The organism is Streptomyces yangpuensis (assembly GCF_001005295.1).
Classification (GTDB): Bacteria; Actinomycetota; Actinomycetes; order Streptomycetales; family Streptomycetaceae; genus Streptomyces; species Streptomyces yangpuensis.
In genome coordinates this window covers 282778-309344 of the sequence record NZ_LBMK01000006.1, presented here as the reverse complement: position 1 = coordinate 309344, position 26567 = coordinate 282778, and the positions used below count along the sequence as shown (strand labels likewise).

The window sequence follows — 26567 nt, the reverse complement described above, 5'->3', positions numbered from 1 at the left end:
TGTCAGTGCTATGACGAAGCCCTCCCTCCCCGACCTGCTGCACGCCGCCGTCTCCGCCGTCGGCGGTACGGAGCGCCCCGGCCAGGTGGCCATGGCCGAAGCCGTCGCCGAAGCGATCGACGACAACTCCCACCGGCTCATCCAGGCGGGAACCGGCACCGGTAAGTCCCTCGGCTACCTGGTGCCGGCCCTCGCCCACGGCGAGCGCGTGGTCGTGGCCACCGCGACCCTCGCACTCCAGCGGCAACTCGTCGAGCGCGACCTGCCCCGGACAGTGGAGGCCCTGCACCCGCAACTGCGCCGCCGGCCGCAGTTCGCCATGCTCAAGGGCAGGTCGAACTATCTCTGCCTGCACCGCCTGCACGAGGGTGCCCCGCAGGACGAGGAGGAGGGCCTCTTCGACCAGTTCGAGGCGGCCACCCCCACGAGCAAGCTCGGCAAGGACCTGCTGCGCCTGCGCGACTGGGCCGACGAGACGGAGACCGGCGACCGGGACGACCTGACCCCGGGCGTGTCCGACAAGGCGTGGTCGCAGATCTCGGTCTCCTCCCGAGAGTGCCTGGGTGCGACGAAGTGCGCGTACGGAGCCGAGTGCTTCGCCGAGGCGGCGCGCGAGCGGGCCAAGCTCGCGGACGTGGTCGTCACCAACCACGCGCTGCTCGCCATCGACGCCATCGAGGGGGCCCCCGTGCTGCCGCAGCACGAGGTGCTGATCGTGGACGAGGCCCACGAGCTGGTCTCCAGGGTGACCGGGGTCGCCACCGGCGAACTGACCCCCGGCCAGGTCAACCGGGCCGTGAAGCGCTCCGCCAAGCTGGTCGACGAGAAGATCGCGGACGCGCTGCAGACCGCCTCCGAAACCTTCGAACGCGTCATGGAGCTGGCGCTCCCGGGCCGCCTGGAGGAGATCCCCGAGGACCTCGGTTACGCCCTGATGTCCCTGCGGGACGCCTCGCGCAATGTGATCTCGGCGATCGGTGCCACCCGGGACAAGTCCGTCCACGACGAGGACGCGGTCCGCAAGCAGGCCCTGGCGGCCGTGGAGAACATCCACTCGGTGGCGGAACGGATCACGAACGGCTCCGAGTACGACGTCGTCTGGTACGAGCGCCACGACCGCTTCGGCGCCACCCTCCGGGTCGCCCCGCTGTCGGTGTCCGGGCTGCTGCGCGAGAAGCTCTTCGAGGACCGATCGGTGGTCCTCACCTCCGCCACCTTGAAGATCGGCGGTGACTTCAACGGCGTCGCCGCGTCCCTGGGGCTCTCTCCGGAGGGCGTCGAAGGGGACGACGTGCCCCTGTGGAAGGGCCTGGACGTCGGCTCGCCCTTCGACTACCCGAAGCAGGGCATCCTCTACGTCGCCAAACACCTGGCCACGCCGGGCCGGGAAGGCACCCGCGGCGACATGATGGACGAGCTCGCCGAGCTGATCGAGGCGGCGGGCGGCCGCACCCTCGGCCTGTTCTCCTCCATGCGCGGTGCCAAGGCAGCCGCCGAGGAGCTGCGCGCCCGGCTCGACAACCCGATCTTGCTTCAGGGCGAGGAGACACTCGGCGAGCTGATCAAGAACTTCGCCGCCGACCCGAAGACCTGCCTGTTCGGGACGCTGTCGCTGTGGCAGGGCGTGGACGTGCCCGGCCCCAGTTGCCAGCTGGTGATCATGGACCGGATCCCCTTCCCGCGCCCCGACGACCCGCTGATGAGCGCCCGCCAGAAGTCGGTGGAGGAGCACGGGGGCAACGGCTTCATGGCCGTCGCCGCCACGCACGCGGCCCTGCTGATGGCTCAGGGTGCGGGCCGGCTCGTACGGGCCTCGGGTGACCGGGGTGTCGTCGCGGTCCTGGACCCCCGCCTGGCCACGGCCCGGTACGGGAGCTTCCTGCGGGCCACGCTGCCGGACTTCTGGTACACCAACGACCGCAACCAGGTCCGCCGTTCGCTGGCCGCGATCGACGCCGCCGCTCAGGCGGACGGCAAGTAGTTCGCGGACGCGGAAACAGGGGCAGCAGCAGAGGCAGTGGGGGCCGGGAACAGAACAACCCCCGGGACCGGCGCAGTGGGTCCCGGGGGCTGGCTAGGGAGGGGCGGGGTCAGACGCGGCGCAGGACCGCGACGACCTTGCCGAGGATGGTCGCCTCGTCACCGGGGATCGGCTGGTAGGCGGCGTTGTGCGGGAGGAGCCAGACATGGCCGTCCTCGCGCTTGAAGCGCTTGACGGTGGCCTCGCCGTCCAGCATCGCGGCGACGATGTCGCCGTTCTCCGCGACGGGCTGGCGACGGACCGTGACCCAGTCGCCGTCACAGATGGCGGCCTCGATCATCGAGTCGCCGACGACCTTGAGGACGAAGAGCTCACCGTCGCCGACGAGCTGGCGGGGGAGCGGGAAGACGTCCTCGACCGACTCCTCAGCGAGGATCGGGCCGCCGGCGGCGATTCGGCCGACGAGGGGAACGTAGGAGGCGGCGGGCTTGCCGGTGGTGTCCGTGGGCTGCGAGCTGGGCTGGTCCGAGCCGCGCACCTCGTAGGCCCGGGGCCGGTGCGGGTCGCGGCGCAGGAAGCCCTTGCGCTCCAGAGCCATCAGCTGGTGCGCCACCGACGACGTGCTGGACAGGCCGACCGCCTGGCCGATCTCGCGCATCGACGGCGGGTAACCCCGGCGCTGCACGGAGTCGCGAATGACCTCGATGACCCTCCGCTGCCGGTCCGTGAGTCCGGAGCTGTCGGCGCGGATGCCTGGAGGTCGACCTGGCAGCGAGCGCGCGGGACGCACAGCGGCGTCCGCATCCGGGTTCAGGTTTGCGTCGTTCATGGCATGCACCGGCTCGAGTCGGCTCTGGGAGCGGTTCTGGGCAGTGATGGCGGCGGCACTGTCTGCGGTGGTGGTCACGTCGGCCCCTCTCGAAATGTTCTCCCTAGCTGGACAACGGTAGTTGCTTTCGAAAGGTTGCGCCAAACACACGTTCGAGTGAAAAATCGCAGATCGCCCTGCGTGGGTATATCGCGGGGTGTATGGGCGAAGGAACGACGAACGCGGGTTCGGTCCGGCTTCCGCTGCTTACGGTACCCTTCCGGGTCGGATCCCGGCCGTGCGGCCCCTGTGCCCAGTGTGGCACCGGGAGGCTCCGTATCCGGCTATCGGACGCTGCGACACGCAGAGGCATCCAAATCCACCGCAACCCAAGATCTAGTGGTTGGATGGGCGCGGCCACCCAGAAGTTGTGGTCCCTGGGTCCGCTGAGGCCTCCGGGATCGCATATGCTTGTGCCTGCTCCGCGAGCCCCCGACAGAGTCCGTCTCCGTCGTTCAGGGGCTCGGTGGGGTGATTCGGTCGTGTCAAGAAGGAGGGTGAGGGAACCATGCACTGCCCCTTCTGCAGGCACCCCGACAGCCGCGTCGTCGACAGCCGCACCACGGACGACGGTACGTCGATCCGCCGGCGCCGTCAGTGCCCCGACTGCTCCCGTCGCTTCACGACGGTGGAGACGGCCTCGCTGATGGTGATCAAGCGCAGCGGAGTGACCGAACCCTTCAGCCGTACCAAGGTCATCTCCGGTGTGCGCAAGGCGTGCCAGGGACGGCCGGTCACCGAGGACGCCCTCGCCAAGCTCGGCCAGCGGGTCGAGGAGGCGGTGCGCGCCACCGGGAGCGCCGAGCTGACCACCCACGACGTGGGTCTGGCCATACTCGGCCCGTTGCAGGAGCTCGACCTGGTCGCGTACCTGCGGTTCGCGTCCGTCTACAAAGCGTTCGACACCCTCGAAGACTTCGAGACCGCCATCGCGGAACTCCGCGAACGGCGGCCTCGCCCTGAAGAGTGCGAGCACGGCGGGGCCGGTTCGGTCCCCGTGCCCGCCTCCGCCGCCGACTGACCGGGCTGCCCGCGGCACGGTGCTCATATACCGGGTCGCGGCCGGTCGGCCGCGCGAAGAGACGTAGATACAGAGACACAGCACTGTGCCGCGGAATATCGCTGGCACTTTAGGGCGTTTTTGCCCGCATATGGGAGGCAGCGGCATGACAGAGACGGCGAGCAGCTCGGCACGTGGTTCCCGCGCCAAGGGAACCAAGGCTGCCAAGGGCGGCCTGCGTATCGAGCGCATCCACACCACCCCCGGCGTGCACCCTTACGACGAGGTGAACTGGGAACGCCGTGACGTCGTCATGACCAACTGGCGCGACGGCTCGGTCAACTTCGAGCAGCGCGGCGTCGAGTTCCCCGACTTCTGGTCGGTGAACGCGGTCAACATCGTCACCAGCAAGTACTTCCGCGGCGCCGTCGGCACGCCGCAGCGCGAGACCGGTCTGAAGCAGCTGATCGACCGGATCGTGAAGACGTACACGAAAGCCGGCGAGGACCACGACTACTTCTCGTCGCCCGCCGACGTGGAGATCTTCGAGCACGAGCTGACCTACGCCCTCCTGCACCAGATCTTCAGCTTCAACTCCCCGGTGTGGTTCAACGTCGGTACGCCCCAGCCGCAGCAGGTCTCCGCCTGCTTCATCCTGGCCGTCGACGACTCCATGGAGTCGATCCTCGACTGGTACAAGGAAGAGGGCATGATCTTCAAGGGCGGCTCCGGCGCCGGCCTGAACCTCTCCCGCATCCGCTCCTCCAAGGAGCTCCTCTCCTCCGGCGGCAACGCCTCCGGCCCGGTCTCCTTCATGCGGGGCGCCGACGCGTCCGCGGGAACGATCAAGTCGGGCGGCGCCACCCGCCGCGCGGCCAAGATGGTCGTCCTGGACGTGGACCACCCGGACGTCGAGGCCTTCATCGAGACCAAGGTGAAGGAGGAGGAGAAGATCCGCGCCCTGCGTGACGCGGGCTTCGACATGGACCTGGGCGGCGACGACATCACGTCCGTCCAGTACCAGAACGCCAACAACTCCGTCCGCGTGAACGACGAGTTCATGACGGCCGTCGAGAACGGCACCGAGTTCGGCCTGCGGGCCCGCATGACCGGTGAGGTCATCGAGAAGGTCGACGCCAAGGCGCTCTTCCGCAAGCTCGCCGAGGCCGCGTGGGCCTGCGCCGACCCGGGCATCCAGTACGACGGCGTGATCAACAACTGGCACACCTGCCCCGAGTCCGGCCGCATCACCGCGTCCAACCCGTGCAGCGAGTACATGCACCTGGACAACACGTCCTGCAACCTCGCCTCGCTCAACCTCATGAAGTTCCTCAACGACGACGGCAAGGGCAACCAGTCCTTCGACGCCGTGCGCTTCGCCAAGGTCGTCGAGCTCGTCATCACTGCGATGGACATCTCCATCTGCTTCGCGGACTTCCCCACGCAGAAGATCGGCGAGAACACCCGCGCCTTCCGCCAGCTGGGCATCGGCTACGCCAACCTCGGCGCCCTGCTGATGGCCACCGGTCACGCGTACGACTCGGACGGCGGCCGCACCCTCGCCGCCTCGATCACCTCGCTGATGACCGGCACCGCGTACAAGCGCTCCGCCGAGCTGGCCGCCATCGTCGGCCCGTACGACGGCTACGCCCGCAACGCCGAGGCGCACAAGCGCGTCATGAAGCAGCACGCCGACGCCAACACCGTCGCGCCGCGCACCGAGGACCTGGACAACTCGATCTGGGCCGCGGCCACCGAGGCCTGGCAGGACGTCCTGCGACTCGGCGAGAAGAACGGCTTCCGCAACTCCCAGGCCTCCGTCCTCGCGCCGACCGGCACCATCGGTCTTGCGATGTCCTGCGACACCACCGGTGTCGAGCCGGACCTGGCCCTGGTCAAGTTCAAGAAGCTCGTCGGCGGCGGCTCGATGCAGATCGTCAACGGCACCGTCCCGCAGGCCCTGCGCCGCCTGGGCTACCAGGAGGAGCAGATCGAGGCGATCGTCGCCCACATCGCCGAGCACGGCAATGTCGTCGACGCCCCCGGTCTGAAGACCGAGCACTACGAGGTCTTCGACTGCGCCATGGGCGAGCGCTCCATCTCCCCGATGGGCCACGTCCGCATGATGGCCGCGATCCAGCCCTGGATCTCCGGCGCGATCTCGAAGACGGTCAACATGCCGGAGTCGGCGACCGTCGAGGAGATCGAGGAGATCTACTTCGAGGCGTGGAAGCTCGGCGTCAAGGCGCTCGCGATCTACCGCGACAACTGCAAGGTCGGCCAGCCCCTCTCCGCCAAGAAGAAGGAGGAGGAGAAGGAGGAGGTCACCGCCAGGACGGAGGAGACCATCCGCGCCGCCGTCGAGAAGGTCATCGAGTACCGCCCCGTCCGCAAGCGCCTCCCGAAGGGCCGTCCGGGCATCACCACCTCCTTCACGGTGGGCGGCGCCGAGGGCTACATGACCGCGAACTCCTACCCGGACGACGGTCTGGGCGAGGTCTTCCTGAAGATGTCCAAGCAGGGCTCGACCCTCGCGGGCATGATGGACGCCTTCTCGATCGCCGTCTCGGTCGGCCTCCAGTACGGCGTGCCGCTGGAGACCTACGTCTCGAAGTTCACGAACATGCGCTTCGAGCCGGCCGGTATGACGGACGACCCGGACGTGCGGATGGCGCAGTCGATCGTGGACTACATCTTCCGTCGCCTGGCACTGGACTTCCTGCCCTTCGAGACCCGCTCGGCCCTCGGCATCCACACCGCCGAGGAGCGCCAGCGTCACCTGGAGACCGGCTCCTACGAGCCGCTCGAGGAGGAGGTGGACACCGAGGCGCTGGCCCAGTCGGCCCCGCTCGCCGCGGTGCCGTCGGCGCCGAAGCCGGCCCCGGTCGCCGTCCCGGTCCCGGAGCGGAAGACGGCCCACAGCAGCGCCGAACTGGTCGAGATGCAGCTCGGTGTCTCCGCGGACGCCCCGCTCTGCTTCTCCTGCGGTACGAAGATGCAGCGCGCCGGCTCCTGCTACATCTGCGAGGGCTGCGGCTCCACCAGCGGCTGCAGCTGACACCGGGCGGAGTAGTCCGCACGGGTAGCTGACCCACGGTTCCCACGGTTCACGAAGGGGACCGGCCCATGGCCGGTCCCCTTCGTGCGTGCGCCGACAGTGAGGGAAGCGACGGGCGGGGCGGATGACGAGATCCTCACGGAACTCCGCGATCCGGGAGTGGACCTGGCGCATCAGATGGATGTCCTCGATGCGGTCCAGGTAGAGGCAGCGCGCGGCGGGGCCCGGCAGGTCGAAGGCGAAGCACTGCGACATCAGGGGGTTCACGAAGAGTTCGCCGCCACTGGTGCGGGAGGGGAACCGGACATCGCCGAAGGCCCCGCCTATCTGGAGCGGATCGGCCTTCGGGAGAATTGCCTGGCTACGGGGGAACTCCGGGCAGACCTCGCCACGTTGTACGCAGTGCACCGGGCTCATACCGCCGCCATCACCTTCGAGAGCCTGGACGTCCCGCTCGGCCGCCCCGTCGCGGGACCGAGCGGCGGCTCGTCGGCCCGGACGAGATCCTCACCGTGCTCGACCGGGAGTTCGGTCTTCGGCTGCCTGATCGGGAAGCGGAAGAACTGGTGGGGATGTACCTCGCCGGGGACTGACCGGGGCCGCGCCCGGCCCGTACGATGGCGCAGTGCTGGTCAAGTGGATTCGCTGCACGGTGACGGACCGACGCGGGTTCGAGCGGGGGCAGCGAAAATGGGCGGGGCTGCCGGGCGAGCCGGGATTCCGGGGGCAGGGCGGCGGTTGGAGCAGAGGCCGGCAGGGGGTCGCGCATGTCTTCGCGTTCTGGGAGAGCCGGTCCTTCTACGACTCCTTCATGGCGCGCTCGCACGACAGACTGGCCGCCGCGCAGCACGGCACCTACACCGACCTGCGCGTCACGCTCTTCGACCACCGCTTCGACGTGAAGACCGGCTTCGAGCCGCGCTTCACCGATGCCGATGTCGTCCGGGTCGCGCACACCCGGGTCCGGGAGGGCAGGGTCGATCACTTCGCCCTCATGCAGGAGAAGGTGTGGAACCCGGCCATGGCGGGTTCGCCCGGGATGGTCCGGGGTCTCTTCGGGGAGGCGCCGGGCCGCGAGTTCCTGGTCCTCTCCATGTGGCACGCCGCCGCCGAGCACGGCAAGTACCGGCAGGAGCGGGTCGAGCGGCTGTCCCTGCGCGCCCAGATCCAGGCCGACGTCGAAGCCCTCACCGGTGACGTCGTCGACCTCGAACCGTCCTGGACGGTGTGACCGTACGACAAGCGCCAGGCCGACCGGCGTGCCCGGTCGGCGGGCCCGGCCGTGGCCGAATAGGGTCGTGGGATGGTCCGACCACGGCGCATCGTCCTTGTCCGACACGGGGAATCGGAGGGAAACGCCGACGACACGGTGTACGAGAGGGAACCCGACCACGCCCTGCGGCTGACCCGGAAGGGCCGTGAACAGGCCGCGGCGTCCGGGGTCCGGCTGCGCGAGATCTTCGGTAACGAGACCATCAGCGCGTACGTCTCCCCCTACCGGCGGACCCTCCAGACCTTCCGCGAGCTCAGGCTCGACCCCACACGGGTCCGGATGCGCGAGGAGCCGCGGCTGCGCGAGCAGGACTGGGGCAACTGGCAGGACCGGGCGGACGTACAACTCCAGAAGGCGTACCGGGACGCGTACGGGCATTTCTTCTACCGGTTCGCGCAGGGCGAGTCGGGGGCCGACGTGTACGACCGGGTCGGAGCCTTCCTGGAGAGCCTCTACCGCAGTTTCGAGGCCCCGGACCATCCCCAGAACGTGCTGCTGGTGACGCACGGGCTGACCATGCGGCTGTTCTGCATGCGCTGGTTCCACTGGTCGGTGGCCGAGTTCGAGGCCCTGTCCAATCCGGCGAACGGCGATTTCCGGATGCTCCTGCTGGGCCCCGATGGCCGGTACCGGCTGGACCGCCCGTTTGAGCGGTGGACCACACCCGAGCCTTATGACCTGGACGGCTAGAGTGACCCGCGATGACGCCTGACTCCACTCCCGAACGGCGCTACGCACGCGCCATGGCCAGCCTCCGAGGGCTGGCGCTGGGTGATGCCCTCGGCTCCCAGTACTTCGTCCCCGTGAACTACCCGCTGCTCAAGCGGCGCGAGCTGCCCGCCGGCACCGAGACGTGGCAGTGGACCGACGACACCGAGATGGCCTGCTCGGTGGTGGCCGTGCTGGCCTCGCACGGGCGGATCGACCAGGACGCGCTCGCGAGTTCCTTCGCCCACCACCACGACTTCGACCGGGGCTACGGCCCCGCCGTGAACCGGATGCTGCGTCTGGTGCGGGAGGGCGAGGACTGGCGCACGCTGGCCGCCGAACTGTTCAACGGGCAGGGCTCGTGGGGCAACGGCGCCGCCATGCGGATCGCACCGCTGGGCGCCTGGTACGCCGACGACCCGGAGCAGGCCACGCACCAGGCGGAGATCTCCGCCTACACGACGCATCAGCACCGCGAGGCCGTCTGCGGGGCGATGGCCGTCGCCGCGGCGGCCGCGCTGGCCGCGGGTACGGACACCCCGCCGAAGGCGGCCGATCTGCTGGACGGAGTGATCGCGCTCGTCCCCCGCAGCGCGGTCGGCGCCGGGCTGCGGCGTGCCCGGGACATGCTGGACTACGGCGACGCGACCACCGTCGCCGCCGTGCTGGGCTGCGGGCGGCGCACGAGCGCCCACGACACCGTGCCCTTCGCCCTCTGGTCGGCGGCGCGGGCACTGGACGACTACGAGCGGGCGTTCTGGACCACCGCCCAGGTGGGCGGGGACGTCGACACGACCTGCGCGATCGTCGGCGGAGTGCTGGGCGCGCGCGGCGACGCCGTGCTGCCGGCCGAGTGGCTGGCGCGCACCGAGGCGCTCCCGGCCTGGGTGCCACCGACGCCCGCCCGGTAGAGGGTGCCCGGCGGATCGGGGCCGGGCCTTGGGCCGTGGCGAAGGCGGGAGTCCGCCTTCCGATTGTCACGGTCCTGCCACAGCGTGCTTTTGATCCTGTTCAAAACCGCCTGCCGGCTGCCTAACCTGTCCTCATCGCCGCCCCGATCTGAACGCCGGGGCGGCCGACAGGGGAGGGGACCCGATGTCAGAGAACACCGGCGGGGCGAACGAGGCCCAGCCGAAGGCGGCCGACGCGGAGGCCGCGACAGAGGTTTCGCCCGTACACCCGGCTCCGGCCGGTAGCCCGACCGCCGAGGCGACCGGGCCCCGGCCGGGCGCGCACACCGGCCGGCCGGGCTGGCAGCCACACCACCACCCGCAGCAACCGCAGCCCTGGGGACCGCCGCACCCGAGGCAGCCCGCCAAGCCCTCCTGGGCCACGGTGGTGCGCCCGGCCGAGGCCGCCCCGATCCGGACGGTGACCCTCGTCGCCGTGCTCGCCTCCGGGCTCGCGGCCGCGCTGCTCCTGGCCGACGGCGTGGGCCCCGGCCTGCTGCTGGCGGTGGTGCCCGCGGTCGTCGCCGCGTACGCCGCCGCCCGCGTGGCCGGCCGTACCGCCCGGCCCTGGACCCTCGCCTGGGTGATCGGCTGCCTCGCGCTCCTCGCCGTACCCGCCCTGCGCGACTCGGCCTGGCCGTCCACGCTGGCGGTCCTGGCCGCCGTGCTGTTGGGCGCGCTCGCCCTCCACGGCAGCCGCACCTGGCCCGGGGTCTTCCTCAGCCCGCTCGGGTTCGCCGACTCCACCGTGTCCGGCATCGCCTGGGTCCTGAAGGGACTTCGCTCACGGGGAGGGGTCGGCAAGGACCGCTGGCTGCCCGTCGTCAAGGCGGCGGCCGTCGCCGTGGCGCTGCTCGTGCTCTTCGGCGCGCTGTTCGCCTCCGCAGACGCGGCCTTCGCCGACCTCCTCGGCGGCCTCGTGCCCGACGTGTCGGTCGAGGACGGGCCCATCCGCTTCATGCTCTTCGTCCTCGGCGCGGTGATCGCGGTCGCGGCGGCCCGCACCGCGGCCGCCCCGCTGCGCTGGGACCGGATCCAGGTGGCCCCGGGCAAGCCACGCTCCCGGATCGAATGGGCCCTTCCGCTCGTCGTGCTCAACCTGCTCTTCGCCGGCTTCAACGCCGTCCAGGCGACCGTCCTGTTCGGCGGCTACGACAAGGTCCTGCGGAGCACCGGCCTCACCTACGCCGAGTACGCCCGTCAGGGATTCTGGCAGCTGCTCTGGGCCACCCTGCTCACCCTCGCGGTGATCGCGCTCGCCCTGCGCTGGGCCCCGCGTTCCGGGGCGGGCGACCGGCGCCTCGTCCGTGTCGTCCTCGGGACCCTGTGCGCGCTGACGCTCGTCGTGGTCGCCGCCGCGCTGCGCCGCATGGACCTCTACGTGGACGCGTACGGGCTGACGAGGCTGCGCGTCTCGGTGGCCGCGATGGAGCTGTGGCTCGGCCTGGTCATCGTACTGATCATGGCGGCCGGGGCGTTCGGCGCGCGCTGGCTGCCCCGCGCGGTCGCCGGCAGTGCCGCCGCCGCGGTCCTGGCCTTCGGCCTGCTGTCCCCGGACGGGATGGTCGCGGAGCGGAACGTGGCCCGCTACGAGAAGGACCAGAAGATCGACCTGGCCTACTTCCAGTCCCTGTCGGCGGACGCCGTTCCCGCACTGGACCGGCTGCCCGAGCCCCAGCGGTCCTGCGCCCTGCGCGGGATCAACGACGACATGTCCCGGGCCGGCGACGTCCCCTGGTACGCGATGAGCATGGGCGAGTACCGGGCCCGGCAGATCCTGCGCGAGCGCCCGGTGACGGCGTCGTACGAGGTCTGCTCCCGCCTGGGCACCTTCGGCAGCCGCACCGAGTACTGAGGCCGGCGCGGCAGCGGGTACCGGGCCGGGCGCGGGAGAGATCCCCGCGCCCGGCCCTTGTGTACGGGAGCCGGTCAGGCGGCGGGACCGGCCTTGGCGGCGGCTCCGGCCAGTGCTTCCAGGTCGCTCTTGCGCACGCGGATCACCAGCAGGGCCGTGGCCAGGGCGAGGCCGGCCATGGCCACGGCCGCCATGAACGATGTGGAGATGCCCTGGGCGAGGACGAGGTCTCCCCAGGGATCCGGCAGCCGCCCGGTCTCCTGGAAGGCGGTGGCGGCCGCGGGATCCGCCTGGGCCAGGAAGGCCGGGACCTGCTGCGTGGCCTCCTCGCGGCTGGCCGTGCCGAAGACGGTGACCAGGATGGACAGACCGAGGGAGCCGCCGACCTGCTGGCTGGCGTTCAGCAGTCCGGAGGCCGCACCGGCCTCCTTCGGGTCCACCCCGGAGACGGCGGTGAGGGTCAGCGTCACGAAGTTGAGGCCCATGCCGAAGCCGAACAGGAGCATCGGTCCGAGCACGCCGGACAGGTACGAGCTGTCGGTCCGCAGCAGGGTCAGCCAGGCCAGCCCGGTGGCGGTGAGCGCGGACCCGATGACCATGAAGGGCTTGGGGCCGAAGCGCGGCAGGAAACGCTGGGAGAGGCCGGCGGCGGAGACGATGGCGACCGTGACCGGCAGGAAGCCGAGCCCCGACTGGATCGGGGAGAAGCCCAGCACGTTCTGCACGAACTGCACGATGAAGAAGAACATGCCGAACATGGCCGCGGCGAGGCCGAGCATGATCACGTAGGTGCCGGTGCGGTTGCGGTCGGCGAACATGCGCAGTGGGATGATCGGTTCGCGGGCCCGGGACTCGATGACGACGAACAGCGCCAGCAGCACCAGGGCCGCAGCGAACGAGCCGAGGGTGAGCCGGTCGCGCCAGCCCTCCTCCGAGGCGCGGATGAAGCCGTAGACCAGCGAGGCCATGCCGCCGGTGGAGGTGAGGGCCCCGGCGATGTCGAAACGGCCGGGGTGGCGCTCGGACTCGCTGATGTAGAGCGGGGTGAGCACCGCGATCAGCACGCCGATCGGCACGTTGACGAAGAGCACCCAGCGCCAGTCGAGCCACTCCGTCAGCATCCCGCCCGCCAGCAGGCCGATCGCGCCGCCGCCCGCTGAGACGGCGGCGAACACCCCGAACGCCCGGTTCCGCTCGGGGCCTTCGGCGAAGGTCGTCGTGATCAGGGCGAGCGAGGTCGGGGAGGCGATCGCGCCGCCCACCCCCTGAAGGGCCCGGGCGGCGAGCAGCTGCCACGGCTCCTGGGCGAAGCCGCCGAGGAGGGAGGCCAGGGTGAAGAGAAGGATTCCGGCCAGGAAGACCCGGCGCCGGCCGAGGATGTCGCCGGCCCGGCCGCCGAGCAGCAGCAGTCCGCCGAAGGTGAGGGTGTAGGCGCTGAGCACCCAGGAGAGGTCGGTGGTGCTGAAGTCGAGAGCGGTCTGGATGTGCGGGAGCGCGATGTTCACGATGGTCGCGTCGAGGACGACCATGAGCTGGCAGGCGGCGATGACGGCGAGGGCCACGCCGGGGCGCCCCTCCCGGCGCGCCGCGCCCGGTATCCGGGGCGCGGCGAGTTGAGAGCTTGTCACTGAGGATCCCCCCAAAGTGAAATAGTGAACGCTGTCGTTCACTACGGGACCCACGGTAGGAGCCGGGGTTAGTGAACACAAGCGTTCACTAAGGCTGGAAATGTATGCGGCGGCCTCTCGGGCCGGTCGGAAGGTGGAGAGATGATGGGTTCGCGCTGGTCGTCGGCATCGCCGGGGCGCAGGCGGGGTCCCGAACTCGAACGGGCGATTCTCGACGCGGCGTTGGAGCAGCTGAGTACGGTCGGATGGAACGCGCTCACCATGGAGGGCGTCGCCGCCGGAGCGCAGACCGGCAAGGCCGCCCTCTACCGGCGCTGGCCCTCGAAGGCGGACCTCGTGGCCGAGGCGCTGCGGACCGGCCTGCCGGGCATCGGTGAGATTCCCGACTCCGGTTCGATCCGTGAGGACCTCCATCTGCTGTGTGTGCGGGCGAGGGACGTCATGTACTCGCGTGCCGGGCAGGCTCTCTGGTCGGTGCTTCACGAATGCGATCACAAGACGGCGGAACGGTTCCACGGGGTTATCTGGTCCGGGCTGCGGGAGCCTGTCCAGCGCCTGATCAGGGAGCTTGTTCTGCGCGGAATCGAGCGGGGGGACGTGAGACCGGACGCTACTGGTCCGTTTGTCGTGGATGTCATTCCGGCGATGCTGATGTACCGGGCCAAGGTGTGCGGTAGCGAATGGGCGGAGGGGGACATCGCCGAGTTGATCGACGAGGTGATGGTGCCGCTGCTCAGGGTGTGAGACGGGAAGGTGTCGCCGGGGGGCCGGTGGGACGGGGCCCGCGGCCGGTCCCGTGCCGGTAGGGGTGGGGCGGGGGTGTGCAGTGGGCTCGGGGCGGCGTAACCTTGCTGGCGCCATGCCGTACGAAGCACCCACCCACACCGTCGAGCGCTCCCTCCGTGCAACCACCGGCGCCAAGATCGTCGCCGGGGTCGACGAAGTCGGACGAGGGGCCTGGGCCGGTCCCGTGACCGTGTGCGCGGCGATCACGGGCCTGCGCCGGCCGCCCGCCGGTCTCACCGACTCCAAACTGCTCACCCCCAAGCGACGCGACACCCTGCTCGATGTCCTGGAGGACTGGGTCACCGCGTACGCGCTCGGGCACTCCACGCCCGAGGAGATCGACGAACTGGGGATGACGGCCGCGCTGAGGCTTGCGGCGGAGCGCGCGCTGGAGGCCCTGCCGGTGCGGCCCGACGCGGTGATACTCGACGGCAAGCACGACTATCTCGGCCCGCCCTGGCGGGTTCGTACGGTGATCAAGGGCGACCAGTCCTGCATCGCCGTCGCCGCGGCTTCGGTCATCGCCAAGGTCCGTCGCGACCGCATGATGGCCGAACTCGGCGAACAGGGCGGTGGAATCGAGGACTTCGCCTTCGCCGCCAACGCCGGATACCCCTCGCCCGTGCACCGGGCGGCCCTGGAGGAGCGGGGGCCCACCCCCTACCACCGGCTGTCGTGGTCGTACCTGGACGCGCTGCCCAGGTGGCGCCACCTGAAGAAGGTGCGCCGCAGCGAGGAGTCGATGGAGCTGGAAAACGGAGGCCAACTCGGCTTCGATTTCTGATCGCACCCATGTGCCGCCGACCGGTACGTTTCGTACCGGTGTTTGATAGACATCAACTCATGCCTCTCACCCCCGCCATCGAGGAGCCTCAGATTCACGAGAGTGCCCAGGGTCCCCGCGTCACGCCGGCCGCGAGCCGCACCGCGCAGACCCCCCGCCCCGTACCTGGTCCGCGTCCCGCCGCCGTTCCGCGGCCCGGCCGCCCCGGTCCTGCCCGGCCCGCACCCCCCGCGCAGCGTGCGGCGCAGGCCACCCCCGGACCCGTTCCCGCAGTCCCCACCGCACCGTCCGTCTCCGCGGCGGTGCCGCAGGTCCAGCTGATCCCGGCGTCCGCCGAGGGTGCGCTGGACGCGGCCGAGGAGGCCGTGGACCTGCTGCTCGACACCGGGCGAGCGCCCGGCGACATCCTGGTGCTCACCACCGGCGACCCGCACCCGTGGGCCGCCCACGAGCTGTCCTTCGGCGAGGCCGCGTACTGGGCCCTGCACGACGCCGGGGACGACGTCTTCTACGCGGACGCGGCGCAGGTCGAGCGTGCCGCCGGCCGTCCCGTCGTGGTCTTCGCGGCCAACGGCGGTTCGGCCGAGTCCGTCGCGGGCTCCCTCCCGGTCGCGCTCACCCGGGCGGGTGCGCTGCTGATCGTGTGCGGTGACCCGACGCAGATCAACTCCGTGCTGGGTGCGGGCGTCTGACGCCCTGTACCCCGGCACGGGCGAGGGGCGGGGCAGGTGTGGAGCCGGCCCCGCTGAAGCCCGGTCAGCGATCCGGGCCGAGGCGCGAGCCGCGGCCTGAGTCGAGGCCCGTGCTTGCGCCCGTGCGGATGCCGGTCGCCTGATCCGCCGTACGCCCGGTCCCGGGTGTACGGCCGTGAGGCCTGCCCGCGAGCAGGCTGTGCCAACGCGAACGAGGCCGCAGGCCGCGTGGGGCCGCGTGTCGCTACGGATTCACCGCGCGGCGGTCCGGCGCAGGGCCTCGGCCGAGCCGCCACCGGTGTGCAGGGCGAGAGGGGCGAATTTGGCCACCGTGTCGCCGAGCCGCTGCGGGCGCGAGTCCGAGCTGGGCCGCCGGCCGCCCCGGCCTTCGCCCAGCACCTGCCAGCCGTCACGGGTCAGCGTGATGTACGCGCCGCAGCGCAGCCCGTGCAGCGTGCAGGCGTCCCGCAGCCCCCACATCCACGCCCCGTCCTCCGGGGTCCACCGCTCGTCGCCCTCGCGGCAGTAGAGCAGGACGGCCGTCCGTACCGGCGTCCGTCGCCGCAGGTCGTGCGGGAGGACCCGGCGCAGCCGGGACAGCAGGGCATTGCGGTACTCCCAGCCGTCGGCCGACGCGGAGGGCTGCACGAAGGAAGCGCTCGCCACCAGCTGTTCCTCCGGGCCGAGGACGGCGATCACCGCGGTCGAGGGAACCGGGCTGTGCCGGGAGTGCAGCCCGCTGACGACCTCGCGCGGATTGCGCAGCAGGGGAATGCCCGCCGACATCCACTCGGACGGTTCCAGCAGTCTGCCGTGCCGGCTCGCGCCGGTGGCAGTTGCCAGAGACGAAGTCGAAGGCGGCGTGAATCCGAAGGTCACGTTCCTCCCTTCGGGTACACGCCCGCGGACGGGCACGGCTGGAGTCAGGGCGCGCCGCAGCGCGGCCCAGGAGGGTGCCGAGGAGCCGAGCGGGAGCACTCCAATTCTCGCGTGGGTTCCGAGCATGCGGCAACGAGCAATTGATGACGCCGACCGGAATTCGCCGGTATGCCGTTCATATCCTTGCCCCGCCACGCCGAGAACGACGCATCAGGTCACCCCTGGAGCGCCAGCACCAGCGGGAACACCTCCTTTGCGCCTGCACGTCGCAGGAGCCGGGCGGCCACGGCGAGTGTCCATCCGCTCTCCGCGCGGTCGTCCACGAGCAGTACCGGCCCGGGAGTCCGCTCCAGCGCCGCAGCCAGCTCCTGCGGGACGGCCAGGGCGTGGTGGAGACCTCGGACCCGTTGGGCGCTGTTGGACGACGCGAGCCCGAACTCGGGTACCTGATCGGTGTAGGCGACCGTACCCAGCAGGGGCATCCGCCCCACCTCGGCGATCCGTGCGGCCAGCGAACCGACCAACTGGGGGCGGCTGCGCGACGGCAGCGCGACCACGCCCACCGGACGTTCCGGCGCGTCCGGGGCTCCGGAGGCCCAACCGCCCGGGCCCCGGGCCCAGTCGGCGAGCACCGCGACCACGGCCTGCGCGACATCGTCCGGAACCGCTTGGTCGGGAGCGTGTGGGGCGAGCATCGGGCGCAGCCGGTTGCCCCAGCCGATGTCGGACAGACGGCCCAGGGCCCGGCCCGTCGAGGCCTGTTCCCCGGCGGGGATACGCCCCTTGAGGTCCACACCGACCGCGGCGAGCCCGGTCGGCCACATCTTGCGCGGCTCCAACTCCACACCGGGGCGACCGAGCTCACCACGCGCAGTGTCCAGAGCCGTGGTGGACACCTCGGCGGCGAACCGTGCCCCCGCGCAGTTGTCGCAGCGGCCGCAGGGAGCGGCCTCCTCGTCGTCGAGCTGCCGGCGCAGGAACTCCATCCGGCAACCCGTGGCCGCCGCGTAGTCGCGCATGGCCTGCTGCTCGGCGGCCCGCTGGCGGGCCACCCAGGCGTAGCGCTCGGCGTCGTACACCCACGGCTCACCCGTCGAGGTCCAGCCGCCCTTGACGCGGTGCACGGCGCCGTCGACATCGAGGACCTTGAGCATGGTCTCCAGGCGCGTGCGGCGCAGATCGACCAGCGGCTCCAGGGCGGGCAGCGACAGCGGACGCCCCGCCTGGGCGAGGACGTCGAGGGTGCGGCGCACCTGCTCCTCGGGCGGGAAGGCGACCGACGCGAAGTACTGCCAGATCGCCTCGTCCTCCCGGCCGGGCAGCAGCAGGACCTCCGCGTGCTCCACACCACGGCCCGCACGGCCGACCTGCTGGTAGTAGGCGATCGGCGAGGAGGGCGACCCCAGGTGGACGACGAAGCCCAGGTCGGGCTTGTCGAAGCCCATCCCGAGGGCGGAGGTCGCCACCAGCGCCTTGACCCGGTTCGCCTGCAGGTCGTCCTCGGCCTGCTGGCGGTCCGCGTTCTCCGTTTTGCCGGTGTACGAGGACACGGTGTGCCCACGGTGGCGCAGGTACGCGGTGACCTCTTCGGCCGCCGCCACCGTCAGCGTGTAGATGATCCCCGATCCGGGCAGCTCTCCGAGGTGGTCCGCGAGCCAGGCCAGCCGGTGCGCCGCGTCGGGCAGGGTCAGGACCGCCAGGCTGAGGCTCTCGCGGTCCAGCGGGCCGCGCAGCACCAGCGCGTCCGTGCCGGCGCCGGTGCCCAGCTGCTCGGCGACGTCGGCGGTCACGCGGGCGTTGGCCGTGGCGGTCGTCGCGAGGACCGGGACGCCCGGCGGGAGGTCCGCCAGCATGGTGCGCAGCCGGCGGTAGTCGGGGCGGAAGTCGTGCCCCCAGTCGGAGATGCAGTGCGCCTCGTCCACCACGAGCAGGCCGGTGGCCGCCGAGAGCTTGGGGAGTACCTGGTCGCGGAAGTCCGGGTTGTTCAGCCGCTCCGGGCTCACCAGCAGGACGTCGACCTCCCCCGCCGCGACCTCGGCCTGGATCCCTTCCCACTCTTCGGGATTGGCGGAGTTGATGGTGTGGGCGCGGATCCCGGCCCGGGCCGCCGCCTCGACCTGATTGCGCATCAGCGCGAGGAGCGGCGAGACGATCACGGTCGGTCCGGCACCCGCCGCCCGCAGCAGCGACGTCGCGACGAAGTACACGGCGGACTTGCCCCAGCCCGTGCGCTGGACCACGAGGGCCCGTCGCTTGTGCGCGACGAGGGCCTCGATCGCGAGCCACTGGTCCTCGCGCAGCCGGGCGGTACCCGTGGGGTCCCCCACGAGACGGGCGAGTACGGAGTCGGCCGAGGACCTCAGGTCTGCGTTCATGCCCCCATGCAACCCGATGCCTCCGACATTGCGCCAATGCTGCTCGCGCGCTGTGGAAGTTGAAGCGTCAACACTTATCCACAGGGCTTTCGGGATCTGATCACGCACGGGACCTTCGGGGCATGACGAACAACAGCGAATCCCGCCGCCCGTCCGACCGGTCCTTCATCAGCCCGTCCGGAACCACCGACGAACCTCAGATCACCCTGCGCAGCCCGGCCGAACTGGCCGACGCGCTGCCCTACATGCTCGGCTTCCACCCGTCCGACTCCCTTGTCATGGTCGCCGTGCACGGCGAGGGCGGGCGTTTCGGCGGCCGGCTCCGTGTCGGCATCCCCACCGCTCCCGCCGAGTGGGAGGACACCGCACGACAGGTCGCGGACTGCCTCGTCCGGGGCAGCGAACGACGCGGGGGCAAGCCCGACGGCATCGTCGTCTACCTCTGCCAGGAGCCGCGCGGGGAGGAGGACGGCCAGGGCGTGATGACGCGGCTGCGGCCGTTCGCACAGCGGATCAGGCTGGCCTGCGGCGCCCTGGACGTGCCGGTGCTGGAAGCTCTGTGCCTGTCAGCGGGCCGCTTCTGGTCCTACGTCTGCCCCGACGAACGGTGCTGCCCCGCCGAGGGCAGTCCGCTCGCCCCGGTCGGCACCTCGGTGATGGCAGCCGCCGCCACCTTCGCCGGGCTCCGCATCCGAGGCTCCCTCGAAGAGATCGAAGGCAGGCTGGCGCCCCTGCGCGGGGCCCTGGCCGAGGAGACGGAGCGGGCTCTGGACCGGGCCGCTGCCGCCCTGATGCCGAGGATCCTGCACGGGGCCACCCGGGAGGAGGTCGGAGCCGAGACCATCACGCTGGCACAGGACCTGATGCGGCGCATGACCCTCGCGCCGCCCGTCGAGGGCGGCACCCGGGGCGACGACTGGGACGACGCGCTGCTCGGCCACGACGAGGCCGCCTCACTGATCCTCGGCCTCCAGGACCGCGAGGTCCGGGACATCGCGGCCGAATGGATGGAGGGGGAGGAGGCGGCCCCGGCCCTGCGCCTGTGGCGGGCCCTGGCCCGCCGCTGCGTCGGCGCCTACGGTGAGCACGCTGCGGCCCCCCTCACCCTGGCCGGCTGGGTCTCCTGGTCCACCGGCGACGAACCGACCGCCCGGATCGCCCTCGGCCTGGCCCTGCGGGCCGACGCCGAATACCGCTTCGCCCAACTGCTCCACCACGCCTGCAACGAGGGGATCGACCCCGAAGGACTGCGGCAGTGCCTGAGGGAGGAGCGGCGCCGCCGGGAGCCCAGGCGCAGCCGGTCCGCCGCCGTCACCAGGCCGCCCGGCCGACGGGGCCGGACGGCACCCGGCCGCGGATCCCGCCGCACTGCGGGGAGTGGGCAGTGAGCGCGCGCCGGCCGCTGTACGGCCGACCCGCGCGGGTGCTCCGCGGCGCGCCGAGCCCGGCCTCGCGCAACGGGCACGGTCCCCAGGACACCCGGCCGGAGCCACGGCCCGTGACCCGGGCGGGGGCGGGGGCGTTCAGCTGGGGGGAGGTGCCGCCCCGGCGGCGCCACCGCCCAGCTGAACCCACCGGAGCGCAGACAAGGCGACACATGTCTCACCCCGCACCTCCCCGCCCAGCCGGCGTGCCCGCGGCCCGCAGGCCCGAGCTGCCGCCCGTGCACGGCGCCGTCGTCTGCGTCGCCGCTCCCTGTCTGGTCATCTCGCCGGAGCACGGCCAGCTGACCGGGCGGGGGATCGACGGGTTCTACCGCTCCGGGCGCCGGCTCCTTTCCCGCTGTGTGCTGCGTGTCGGAGGCCGGGAACCGGTTGCCCTCCAGGGGCGCAGCCTCGGAGCGGACCGTGCCGCCTTCACCGCGACCGTGCGCACCGGCGCCGAGCCCGGCCCCGACCCGGACATCGGCGTGGAACGGGTCCGCCACGCCGACGGCACCGAACGGATCACCCTGCGCAGCTTCTCGCCCCGGCCGGTACGCCTCCCCGTGGAGGTGCTGCTCGGCACCGACCTGGCGGAGCTGGCCGCGGTGGCCGCCGGCCGCTCCGGGCCGGAGCTGCCCGCCGGAGTGCACGCCGCCGGCCTGCGCTGGAGCGCGGGCGGAGCACAGGCCGTCACCACGGCGGAGCCCGCGCCCGACGACGCAGTGGCCTCGGCCGGGCTGCTGCGCTGGCAACTCGAACTGGGCCCGGGCGAATCCCGCACGATCGAGCTGCGGACCGCACAGGACCGGGTGGTGCGGGCTCCTGTCGGCCAAGTGGCGAACCCGCTGGCCGACGCCCGGGCCGAAGGGGACGACCCGAGGACCGAGGCATGGTTCCGCGCGAGCGTCGAGGACCTGGGCGCGCTGCTCTCGCGGGACCCGGAGCAGCCCGGCGACGTCTTCGCGGTGGCCGGGGTGCCCTGGCGGCTCGGGCTGGCACCGGCGGAGTCGCTCTGGGCCGCCCGTATGGCCCTGCCGCTGGGGACCGGGCTCGCCGCCGCCACCCTGCGCATCCTCGCCCGGACACAGGCCGAGGGACGCGAGGCCGACGGCGGAAGGATCCCGGGGCCCCTGCGCGGAGCGGGCCCCCAGCTGCCGCCGGCCTGCACCGGCACCGAGGCGACCCTCGCCTTTCCGGCGGTGCTCGCCGAAGCCCGCCTCTGGGGCATGGCGCAGGAGGAGGTCGCCCGACTGCTGCCGACGGCTGAACGGTGCCTCGACTGGCTGCGCGGCGCCTTCGGCGAGGACGGCTTCCTGGCCGATCCCGACCCCGGCCCCCGGCGCTGTGAGACCCAGGCCCACGCCCACCGGGCCGCAGTGCTCGGCGCGGACCTCCTCGCCGGATGCGGACGACCCGGTGCCGAGGAGTGGCGGGAGCGGGCGGCCGCGCTGCGCGAGCGATTCCGGGAGAGGTTCTGGATCGACGGCCCGGACGGCGGCCGTCCGGCTGCCGCCCTGCACCCCGACGGGCGGCCGCTGCCGCGACTGACCGGGGCCGCCTGCCACCTGCTCGACACCGGGCTCATCGGCGGCGGCCGGCTCGCCCCCGGGCTCCTCGACCGGCCCCGGACCGAGCAACTGGCCCGGCTGTTCGGTGCCCCCGCCATGGACTGCGGATGGGGACTGCGGAGCATGGCCCTCAAGGAGCCCGGACACAACCCCTTCGGCCACCGCTCGGGTGCGGTGCGTGCGTACGAGAGCGCCGTCGCCGTGTCCGGCCTGGCCGCGGCGGGCTTCGAGAAGGAGGCGGCAGGCCTGCTCCGGGGCCTCCTGGACGCGGCGGAAGCCTTCGGGTACCGGCTGCCGGAGATGTTCGCCGCCGAACAGCGCACCGCCGGCAGCGTTCCCGTCCCGCACCCGGCGGCCTGCCGCCCCGCCGCCGTGGCCGCGGCGGCGGGGATCCATGCACTGACCGCCCTCGCCGGAATCCGCCCCGACGCCCCAGCCAGCACCGTCGCCCTCGTACCGCTGCCCGGCGCCCCCCTCGGCGCGATCCGGCTCGCGGGTCTGCGGGTGGCGGGGGAGCCCTTCTCCGTCCGGGTCAGCCGACTCGGCCTCGGCATGGTGGAGGAGGCCGCGGATGCGCTCCAACTGGGTGGGTAGGCGGGCGCCGTGGCCGGGCTTCGTGCAAGCTGTGGCGTTCCGGCCGGGGCTCGCGGACCGCGCACATCGCGGGCCGCGCCGACCCGGCGCATCCATCGGCCTGCGGGCCATTGTCTTCAAGGTCACCAAAGCGCTGTTTATCGTCAGGCAGACGACTATGATCGCGGCATGTCGCCCTACGACCCGTCGGCCTATCCGCCCTTCGCAGTCACCGTCGACCTGGTCGTGCTCACCGTGCGGCGCCACGCGCTCTGCGCGTTGGTCGTCCGGCGGGGTGAGCAGCCGTTCCAGGGGCGCTGGGCGCTGCCCGGTGGATTCGTCCGCGACGAGGAGGATCTCGCGGCCGCCGCCGCCCGGGAGCTCTCCGAGGAAACCGGCCTGTGCGCGCACGACCCCGCCATGCCGGGCGCGGGCAACGGAGCGCACCTCGAACAGCTGGCCACCTACGGTGACCCGAAGCGGGACCCGCGCATGCGGGTCGTCAGCGTGGCGCATCTGGTGCTGGCTCCGGACCTTCCGGCACCCCGGGCCGGCGGCGACGCCAACAGCGCGCGCTGGGCCCCCGTCGACGAGCTGCTGGCCCTCGGCGACGAAGGCTCCGCAGGGCTCGCCTTCGACCACGCGCAGATCCTCGCCGACGGTGTGGAGCGGGCCCGCTCGAAGATCGAGTACTCCTCCCTGGCCACGGCCTTCTGCCCGCCCGAGTTCACCGTCGGGGAACTGCGCAGGGTGTACGAGGCCGTGTGGGGGGTGGCCCTGGATCCGCGCAACTTCCACCGCAAGGTCACCGGCACCCCCGGCTTCCTGGTGCCGGCCGGCGGAACGACGACCCGTCAGGGCGGGCGCCCGGCCCAGCTGTTCCGGGCCGGCGGGGCGACCCTGCTCAACCCGCCGATGCTGCGCCCGGAGGTCTGACGCCGCGGCGCACGCGCCGCCGGTCCCGCACCGGCCGATGACCGAATCCGGCCCCTGCCTGAAGGCGGACCTCTGGCCGGGGGCGGGCTCCCGGTTGGGGGTGAACCCGACGGAACGATCGGCATCCCACCGGACCGGTTGCGCCGAAAATCGGACATATCGCGTTATCTTGCTTGGGGTACTCACTCTGCCGCTGAGCGGTCTCACCCCCCGCGAGAGAAGCGATGCTCCAGGCCATCGGACTCACCAGCAAACCACGTTCCGACGCCCCGCCCCTTGTGGACGACCTCACCTTCGAGGCCCGCCCGGGGCATGTGACCGCCCTGCTCGGCGAGCCGGGATCGGGCAAGACGACCGCCCTGCGGCTCATGCTCGAACTCGAACCGGGCCGCGGCGTCACCTACTTCCGCGGCCGCCCGCTGCACCGGATCCCGCACCCCGGCCGTGAGGTCGGAGTGGTGCTCGGAGACGTCCCCGGCAACCCGGCGCGGTCCGTCCGCAACCAGCTGCGGATGCTCTGCGCCGCCGCCGGGGTGCCCGCCTCCCGGGCCGACACCATGCTCGAGGTCGTCGGTATCGCGGGCCTGCGCGACGAGCGCCTCGGCTCACTGTCGCTCGGCATGGAGCGCAGGGTCGCCCTCGCCTCGGCACTGCTCGGCGACCCCTGCACCCTGCTCCTCGACGAGCCCGCCGCGGGCCTCTCCCCCCGGGAACGCGGCTGGCTGTACGGGCTGCTGCGCGGCCACGCCTCCCTCGGCGGTGCCGTGCTCTTCACCACCGCCGACGCCAAGGAGGCGGCCCGCAGCGCCGACCGCGTCGTCAGCATCGAGGCGGGCCGCCTCGTGGCCGACCAGGAGGCCGGGGAGTTCGCGCGCACCCGGCTGAGGCCCAGGGTCGCCGTGCGGACCCCGCACGCAGCCCGGCTGGCCGACGTACTGGGCAGGGAAGCCCGCGCCGCCCAGCGCGCGGTGGAGATCGTCGAGGAGAGCGGCAGCCGCCTGTCGGTGTACGGGAGCAACTGCGCCGAGGTGGGCGAGGCCGCGTTCCGCCACGGCGTGCTGGTCCATCAGCTGGCCGACGAGACGGGCGACGCCGGCGGGCCGGCCTCGCCGGTCCCGCACGCCAGGGCCGCGGCCGCCACCGGGACCGGCGCCGCGCCGGAGCGTGCCGAGGCCTCCGAGGACTCCGGCGGCCGTTCCCGGCGCGCCCGCTCCGAGGGCCCGGTCTCGGCCGTGCGGCGCGTGGGCGGGCCACTGCGGCCCCTGCGCTACGAGCTGCTCCGTGTGTTCGGTACCGCCACCCCCGCCCTCACCGCCGCCCTCGTGCTCGTGGTCTCCGTCCTCACCGCCCTGGTGCTCGCCCGGGCCGGGCAGACCCCGCAGGCCAGGCTGCTCGCGGCGTGGCCCGAGCTGCTGCCGCTGCCCCCCGCCGCCCTGGGCGCGGGACTGCTCGGCGCGCTGGCCTTCGGCGAGGAGTACCGCTACCCCGCCCTCGCCGCCGACCGGGGCACCGTGCCCCGCCGGCTGGGGCTGCTCACCGCGAAGCTCGGCGTGTGCGCCGCCCTCGCCCTGTTGCTGGGCGCCGCGGTGGTCGCCGCCGACGCCGCCGCCCTGGCTCTCGTCTTCGACAGCGGCCCCCTGCGGGCCCCGGTGGAATGGCTCTCCCCGGCGGCGAGTTGGGCCGGCCTGCTGATCGGCTGCGCCTGGGCCGGCGTACTGGCCTCCGGCGTCTTCCGGTCGGCCACCGCGGGACTGGCGGCGGTGCTCGCCGTGCCCGTGGGAGTGGTTCCGCTGGTGCGCGAGGCACTGGAGGGCTCATCCGCGTACCCGGTGACCGGACTGGCGTCCAGGCTGCGGGGCCTGTCCTGGGTGCAGTGGCCGCCGGAGGCGGACCGGCTGCTGGTGGGGGCCCTCCGGGTGATGACCCAACCCGTCGCGACCGCTCTGCTGCTGTCGCTGATGGTCCTGTTGTGCGCCTATGGGTTCACCGGACTGCGCAGCAGGGTCCGTTGGTGATCGTTCCGGCGCCGGAGCGGTCACCAACGGGACCGTTGTCGTCCATGTCGCGGCAAGCGGACCGTAACTCCCCGCAATAGGCCCGGTTCTTTACGATAAGTCGTCAATTGCGTAGGTGGCACCGATCACCCTTTCGTGTGCTTTTCACCAAAGACCTCAAGGGTCATGGAGGCACGACCGACAAAGGATTCGTGAGTCCCCTTGCGCACACCATGATGCCCGCCGCCCGCCATGCCGACTCCGGCCTCGCCGGCGCGGGCGAACTCGACCGCTACCCCTACGCGGAGGCCCCCGGGCCCGACCGCGTCGGACCACCCCACTGGGACGGCGCCGACGTCGAGTTGAGCCGGGTCGGCCGCCGCGCGGCAGGCAGCCGCGGCCGTGGGCTGCACGGCCAGCTCGTGCAGCAGCTCGGCCAGATGATCGTCTCCGGCGATCTCGGTGCCGACCGCCCGCTGGTCCCCGAGGAGATCGGCCAGCGCTTCGAGGTCTCCCGCACGGTCGTCCGCGAATCGCTGCGGGTCCTGGAGGCCAAGGGCCTCGTCAGCGCCCGCCCCAACGTGGGCACCCGGGTCCGCCCCGTCGCCGACTGGAACCTGCTCGACCCCGACATCATCGAGTGGCGCGCCTTCGGGCCCCAGCGCGACGACCAGCGCCGCGAGCTCGGCGAGCTCCGCTGGACGATCGAACCGCTTGCCGCCCGCCTCGCCGCCGGCCACGGCCGCCCGGACGTCCAGCAGCGCCTGGCCGACATGGTCGAGATCATGGGACACGCCCTCGGCCAGGGGGACTCGATCACCTTCGCGCGCGCCGACAACGAGTTCCACGCACTCCTCATCCAGGTCGCCGGCAACCGCATGCTGGAGCACCTCTCCGGCATCGTCTCGGCCGCCCTCCAGGTCTCCGGCAGCCCGATGACCTCCTGCGACCGCCCGAGCGAGACCTGCGTCGCGCACCACGCACGGATGGTCGAGGCCCTCGCCGCCGGTGACGCGACGGGCGCCGAGAACGCGATGCGCCAGCTTCTGACGGTTCATCCGGAGGTCGAGCGCGTGGTTCCCGCCCCGCGCGAGCACTGACGGCGGGCGCGCGGGGGTGTACGACACGTCGCCGGGCCCGGCCGGGCCCGGCGACACCGGCGTGCGGGCCCCCTCCGGATCTCCCTCCGGATCTTCCTCCGGAGCAGCCGCGGCCCCTCCGCGACCGCGAGGGTG

The 26567-nt window shown here is 72.2% G+C and carries 19 protein-coding genes; 15 read left to right on the top strand and 4 right to left on the bottom strand.

The features are described from left to right. Positions 1-10 precede the first annotated feature (10 nt). Positions 11-1981: an ATP-dependent DNA helicase gene (locus AAT21_RS27760; RefSeq protein WP_046779660.1), complete on the top strand. Its 1971-nt coding sequence runs from the start codon at positions 11-13 to the stop codon at positions 1979-1981. Positions 1982-2090: 109 nt separating this feature from the next. On the opposite strand, the gene lexA is transcribed toward AAT21_RS27760, so the two are convergent. Continuing rightward, positions 2091-2888, bottom strand: a complete 798-nt coding sequence (lexA, locus tag AAT21_RS27755) for a transcriptional repressor LexA (protein ID WP_030961945.1) — start codon at positions 2886-2888, stop codon at positions 2091-2093. Between the two features lie 469 nt (positions 2889-3357). On the opposite strand from lexA, the gene nrdR reads away from it, so the two are divergent. The 6 genes from nrdR (at position 3358) to AAT21_RS27725 (ending at position 11693) form a co-directional block, all read left to right on the top strand. Beyond that, positions 3358-3870, top strand: coding sequence for a transcriptional regulator NrdR (gene nrdR / locus AAT21_RS27750; protein ID WP_046779659.1), 513 nt, complete (start codon positions 3358-3360; stop codon positions 3868-3870). A gap of 145 nt (positions 3871-4015) precedes the next feature. After that, on the top strand, positions 4016-6907 hold the full coding sequence (locus AAT21_RS27745; RefSeq protein ID WP_046779723.1) for a vitamin B12-dependent ribonucleotide reductase: 2892 nt from the start codon (positions 4016-4018) through the stop codon (positions 6905-6907). 625 nt (positions 6908-7532) lie between these two features. Continuing rightward, complete coding sequence (locus tag AAT21_RS27740; RefSeq protein WP_063838155.1) at positions 7533-8138, top strand: YdbC family protein; 606 nt, start codon at positions 7533-7535, stop codon at positions 8136-8138. Positions 8139-8210: 72 nt separating this feature from the next. After that, complete coding sequence (locus AAT21_RS27735) at positions 8211-8870, top strand: histidine phosphatase family protein (protein WP_046779657.1); 660 nt, start codon at positions 8211-8213, stop codon at positions 8868-8870. A gap of 11 nt (positions 8871-8881) precedes the next feature. Next, complete coding sequence (locus AAT21_RS27730; RefSeq protein ID WP_046779656.1) at positions 8882-9799, top strand: ADP-ribosylglycohydrolase family protein; 918 nt, start codon at positions 8882-8884, stop codon at positions 9797-9799. A gap of 184 nt (positions 9800-9983) precedes the next feature. After that, positions 9984-11693 (top strand): DUF4153 domain-containing protein, encoded by a 1710-nt coding sequence (locus AAT21_RS27725; RefSeq protein ID WP_046779655.1) that lies wholly within the window; start codon positions 9984-9986, stop codon positions 11691-11693. Between the two features lie 74 nt (positions 11694-11767). Here AAT21_RS27725 and AAT21_RS27720 read toward each other — a convergent pair whose 3' ends face one another. Beyond that, positions 11768-13321, bottom strand: a complete 1554-nt coding sequence (locus AAT21_RS27720; protein ID WP_046779654.1) for an MFS transporter — start codon at positions 13319-13321, stop codon at positions 11768-11770. Positions 13322-13462: 141 nt separating this feature from the next. On the opposite strand from AAT21_RS27720, the gene AAT21_RS27715 reads away from it, so the two are divergent. From AAT21_RS27715 to AAT21_RS27705, 3 genes are all read left to right on the top strand, one after another. Continuing rightward, positions 13463-14065 carry a TetR/AcrR family transcriptional regulator gene (locus AAT21_RS27715; RefSeq protein WP_046779653.1) on the top strand — a complete coding sequence of 201 codons (603 nt, stop codon included), beginning with the start codon at positions 13463-13465 and terminating at the stop codon, positions 14063-14065. Between the two features lie 115 nt (positions 14066-14180). Then, positions 14181-14891, top strand: a complete 711-nt coding sequence (locus AAT21_RS27710; RefSeq protein WP_046779652.1) for a ribonuclease HII — start codon at positions 14181-14183, stop codon at positions 14889-14891. A gap of 59 nt (positions 14892-14950) precedes the next feature. Further along, positions 14951-15583 (top strand): hypothetical protein, encoded by a 633-nt coding sequence (locus AAT21_RS27705; RefSeq protein WP_046779651.1) that lies wholly within the window; start codon positions 14951-14953, stop codon positions 15581-15583. Positions 15584-15835: 252 nt separating this feature from the next. Here AAT21_RS27705 and AAT21_RS27700 read toward each other — a convergent pair whose 3' ends face one another. Both AAT21_RS27700 and AAT21_RS27695 read right to left on the bottom strand, forming a co-directional pair. Continuing rightward, a complete protein-coding gene (locus AAT21_RS27700) occupies positions 15836-16462 on the bottom strand; it encodes a hypothetical protein (RefSeq protein ID WP_046779650.1) in 627 nt (208 codons plus the stop codon). 215 nt (positions 16463-16677) lie between these two features. Then, positions 16678-18837, bottom strand: coding sequence for a RecQ family ATP-dependent DNA helicase (locus tag AAT21_RS27695; RefSeq protein ID WP_046779649.1), 2160 nt, complete (start codon positions 18835-18837; stop codon positions 16678-16680). A gap of 122 nt (positions 18838-18959) precedes the next feature. Here AAT21_RS27695 and AAT21_RS27690 point away from each other — a divergent pair, with 122 nt between their 5' ends. The 5 genes from AAT21_RS27690 to AAT21_RS27670 all read left to right on the top strand — a co-directional run bounded on the left by AAT21_RS27690 (position 18960) and on the right by AAT21_RS27670 (position 26432). Then, positions 18960-20225, top strand: a complete 1266-nt coding sequence (locus AAT21_RS27690; RefSeq protein ID WP_052758004.1) for a DUF4192 domain-containing protein — start codon at positions 18960-18962, stop codon at positions 20223-20225. A gap of 209 nt (positions 20226-20434) precedes the next feature. Further along, the gene (locus tag AAT21_RS27685) at positions 20435-22423 is read left to right on the top strand and encodes an amylo-alpha-1,6-glucosidase (protein ID WP_046779648.1); all 1989 of its coding nucleotides are present in this window, start codon (positions 20435-20437) and stop codon (positions 22421-22423) included. A 168-nt stretch (positions 22424-22591) separates the two neighbouring features. After that, the gene (locus AAT21_RS27680; RefSeq protein WP_046779647.1) at positions 22592-23338 is read left to right on the top strand and encodes an NUDIX hydrolase; all 747 of its coding nucleotides are present in this window, start codon (positions 22592-22594) and stop codon (positions 23336-23338) included. Positions 23339-23562: 224 nt separating this feature from the next. Next, positions 23563-25353, top strand: coding sequence for an ATP-binding cassette domain-containing protein (locus tag AAT21_RS27675; protein ID WP_046779646.1), 1791 nt, complete (start codon positions 23563-23565; stop codon positions 25351-25353). Positions 25354-25490: 137 nt separating this feature from the next. Next, complete coding sequence (locus AAT21_RS27670) at positions 25491-26432, top strand: FadR/GntR family transcriptional regulator (RefSeq protein WP_327152762.1); 942 nt, start codon at positions 25491-25493, stop codon at positions 26430-26432. Positions 26433-26567 lie beyond the last annotated feature (135 nt).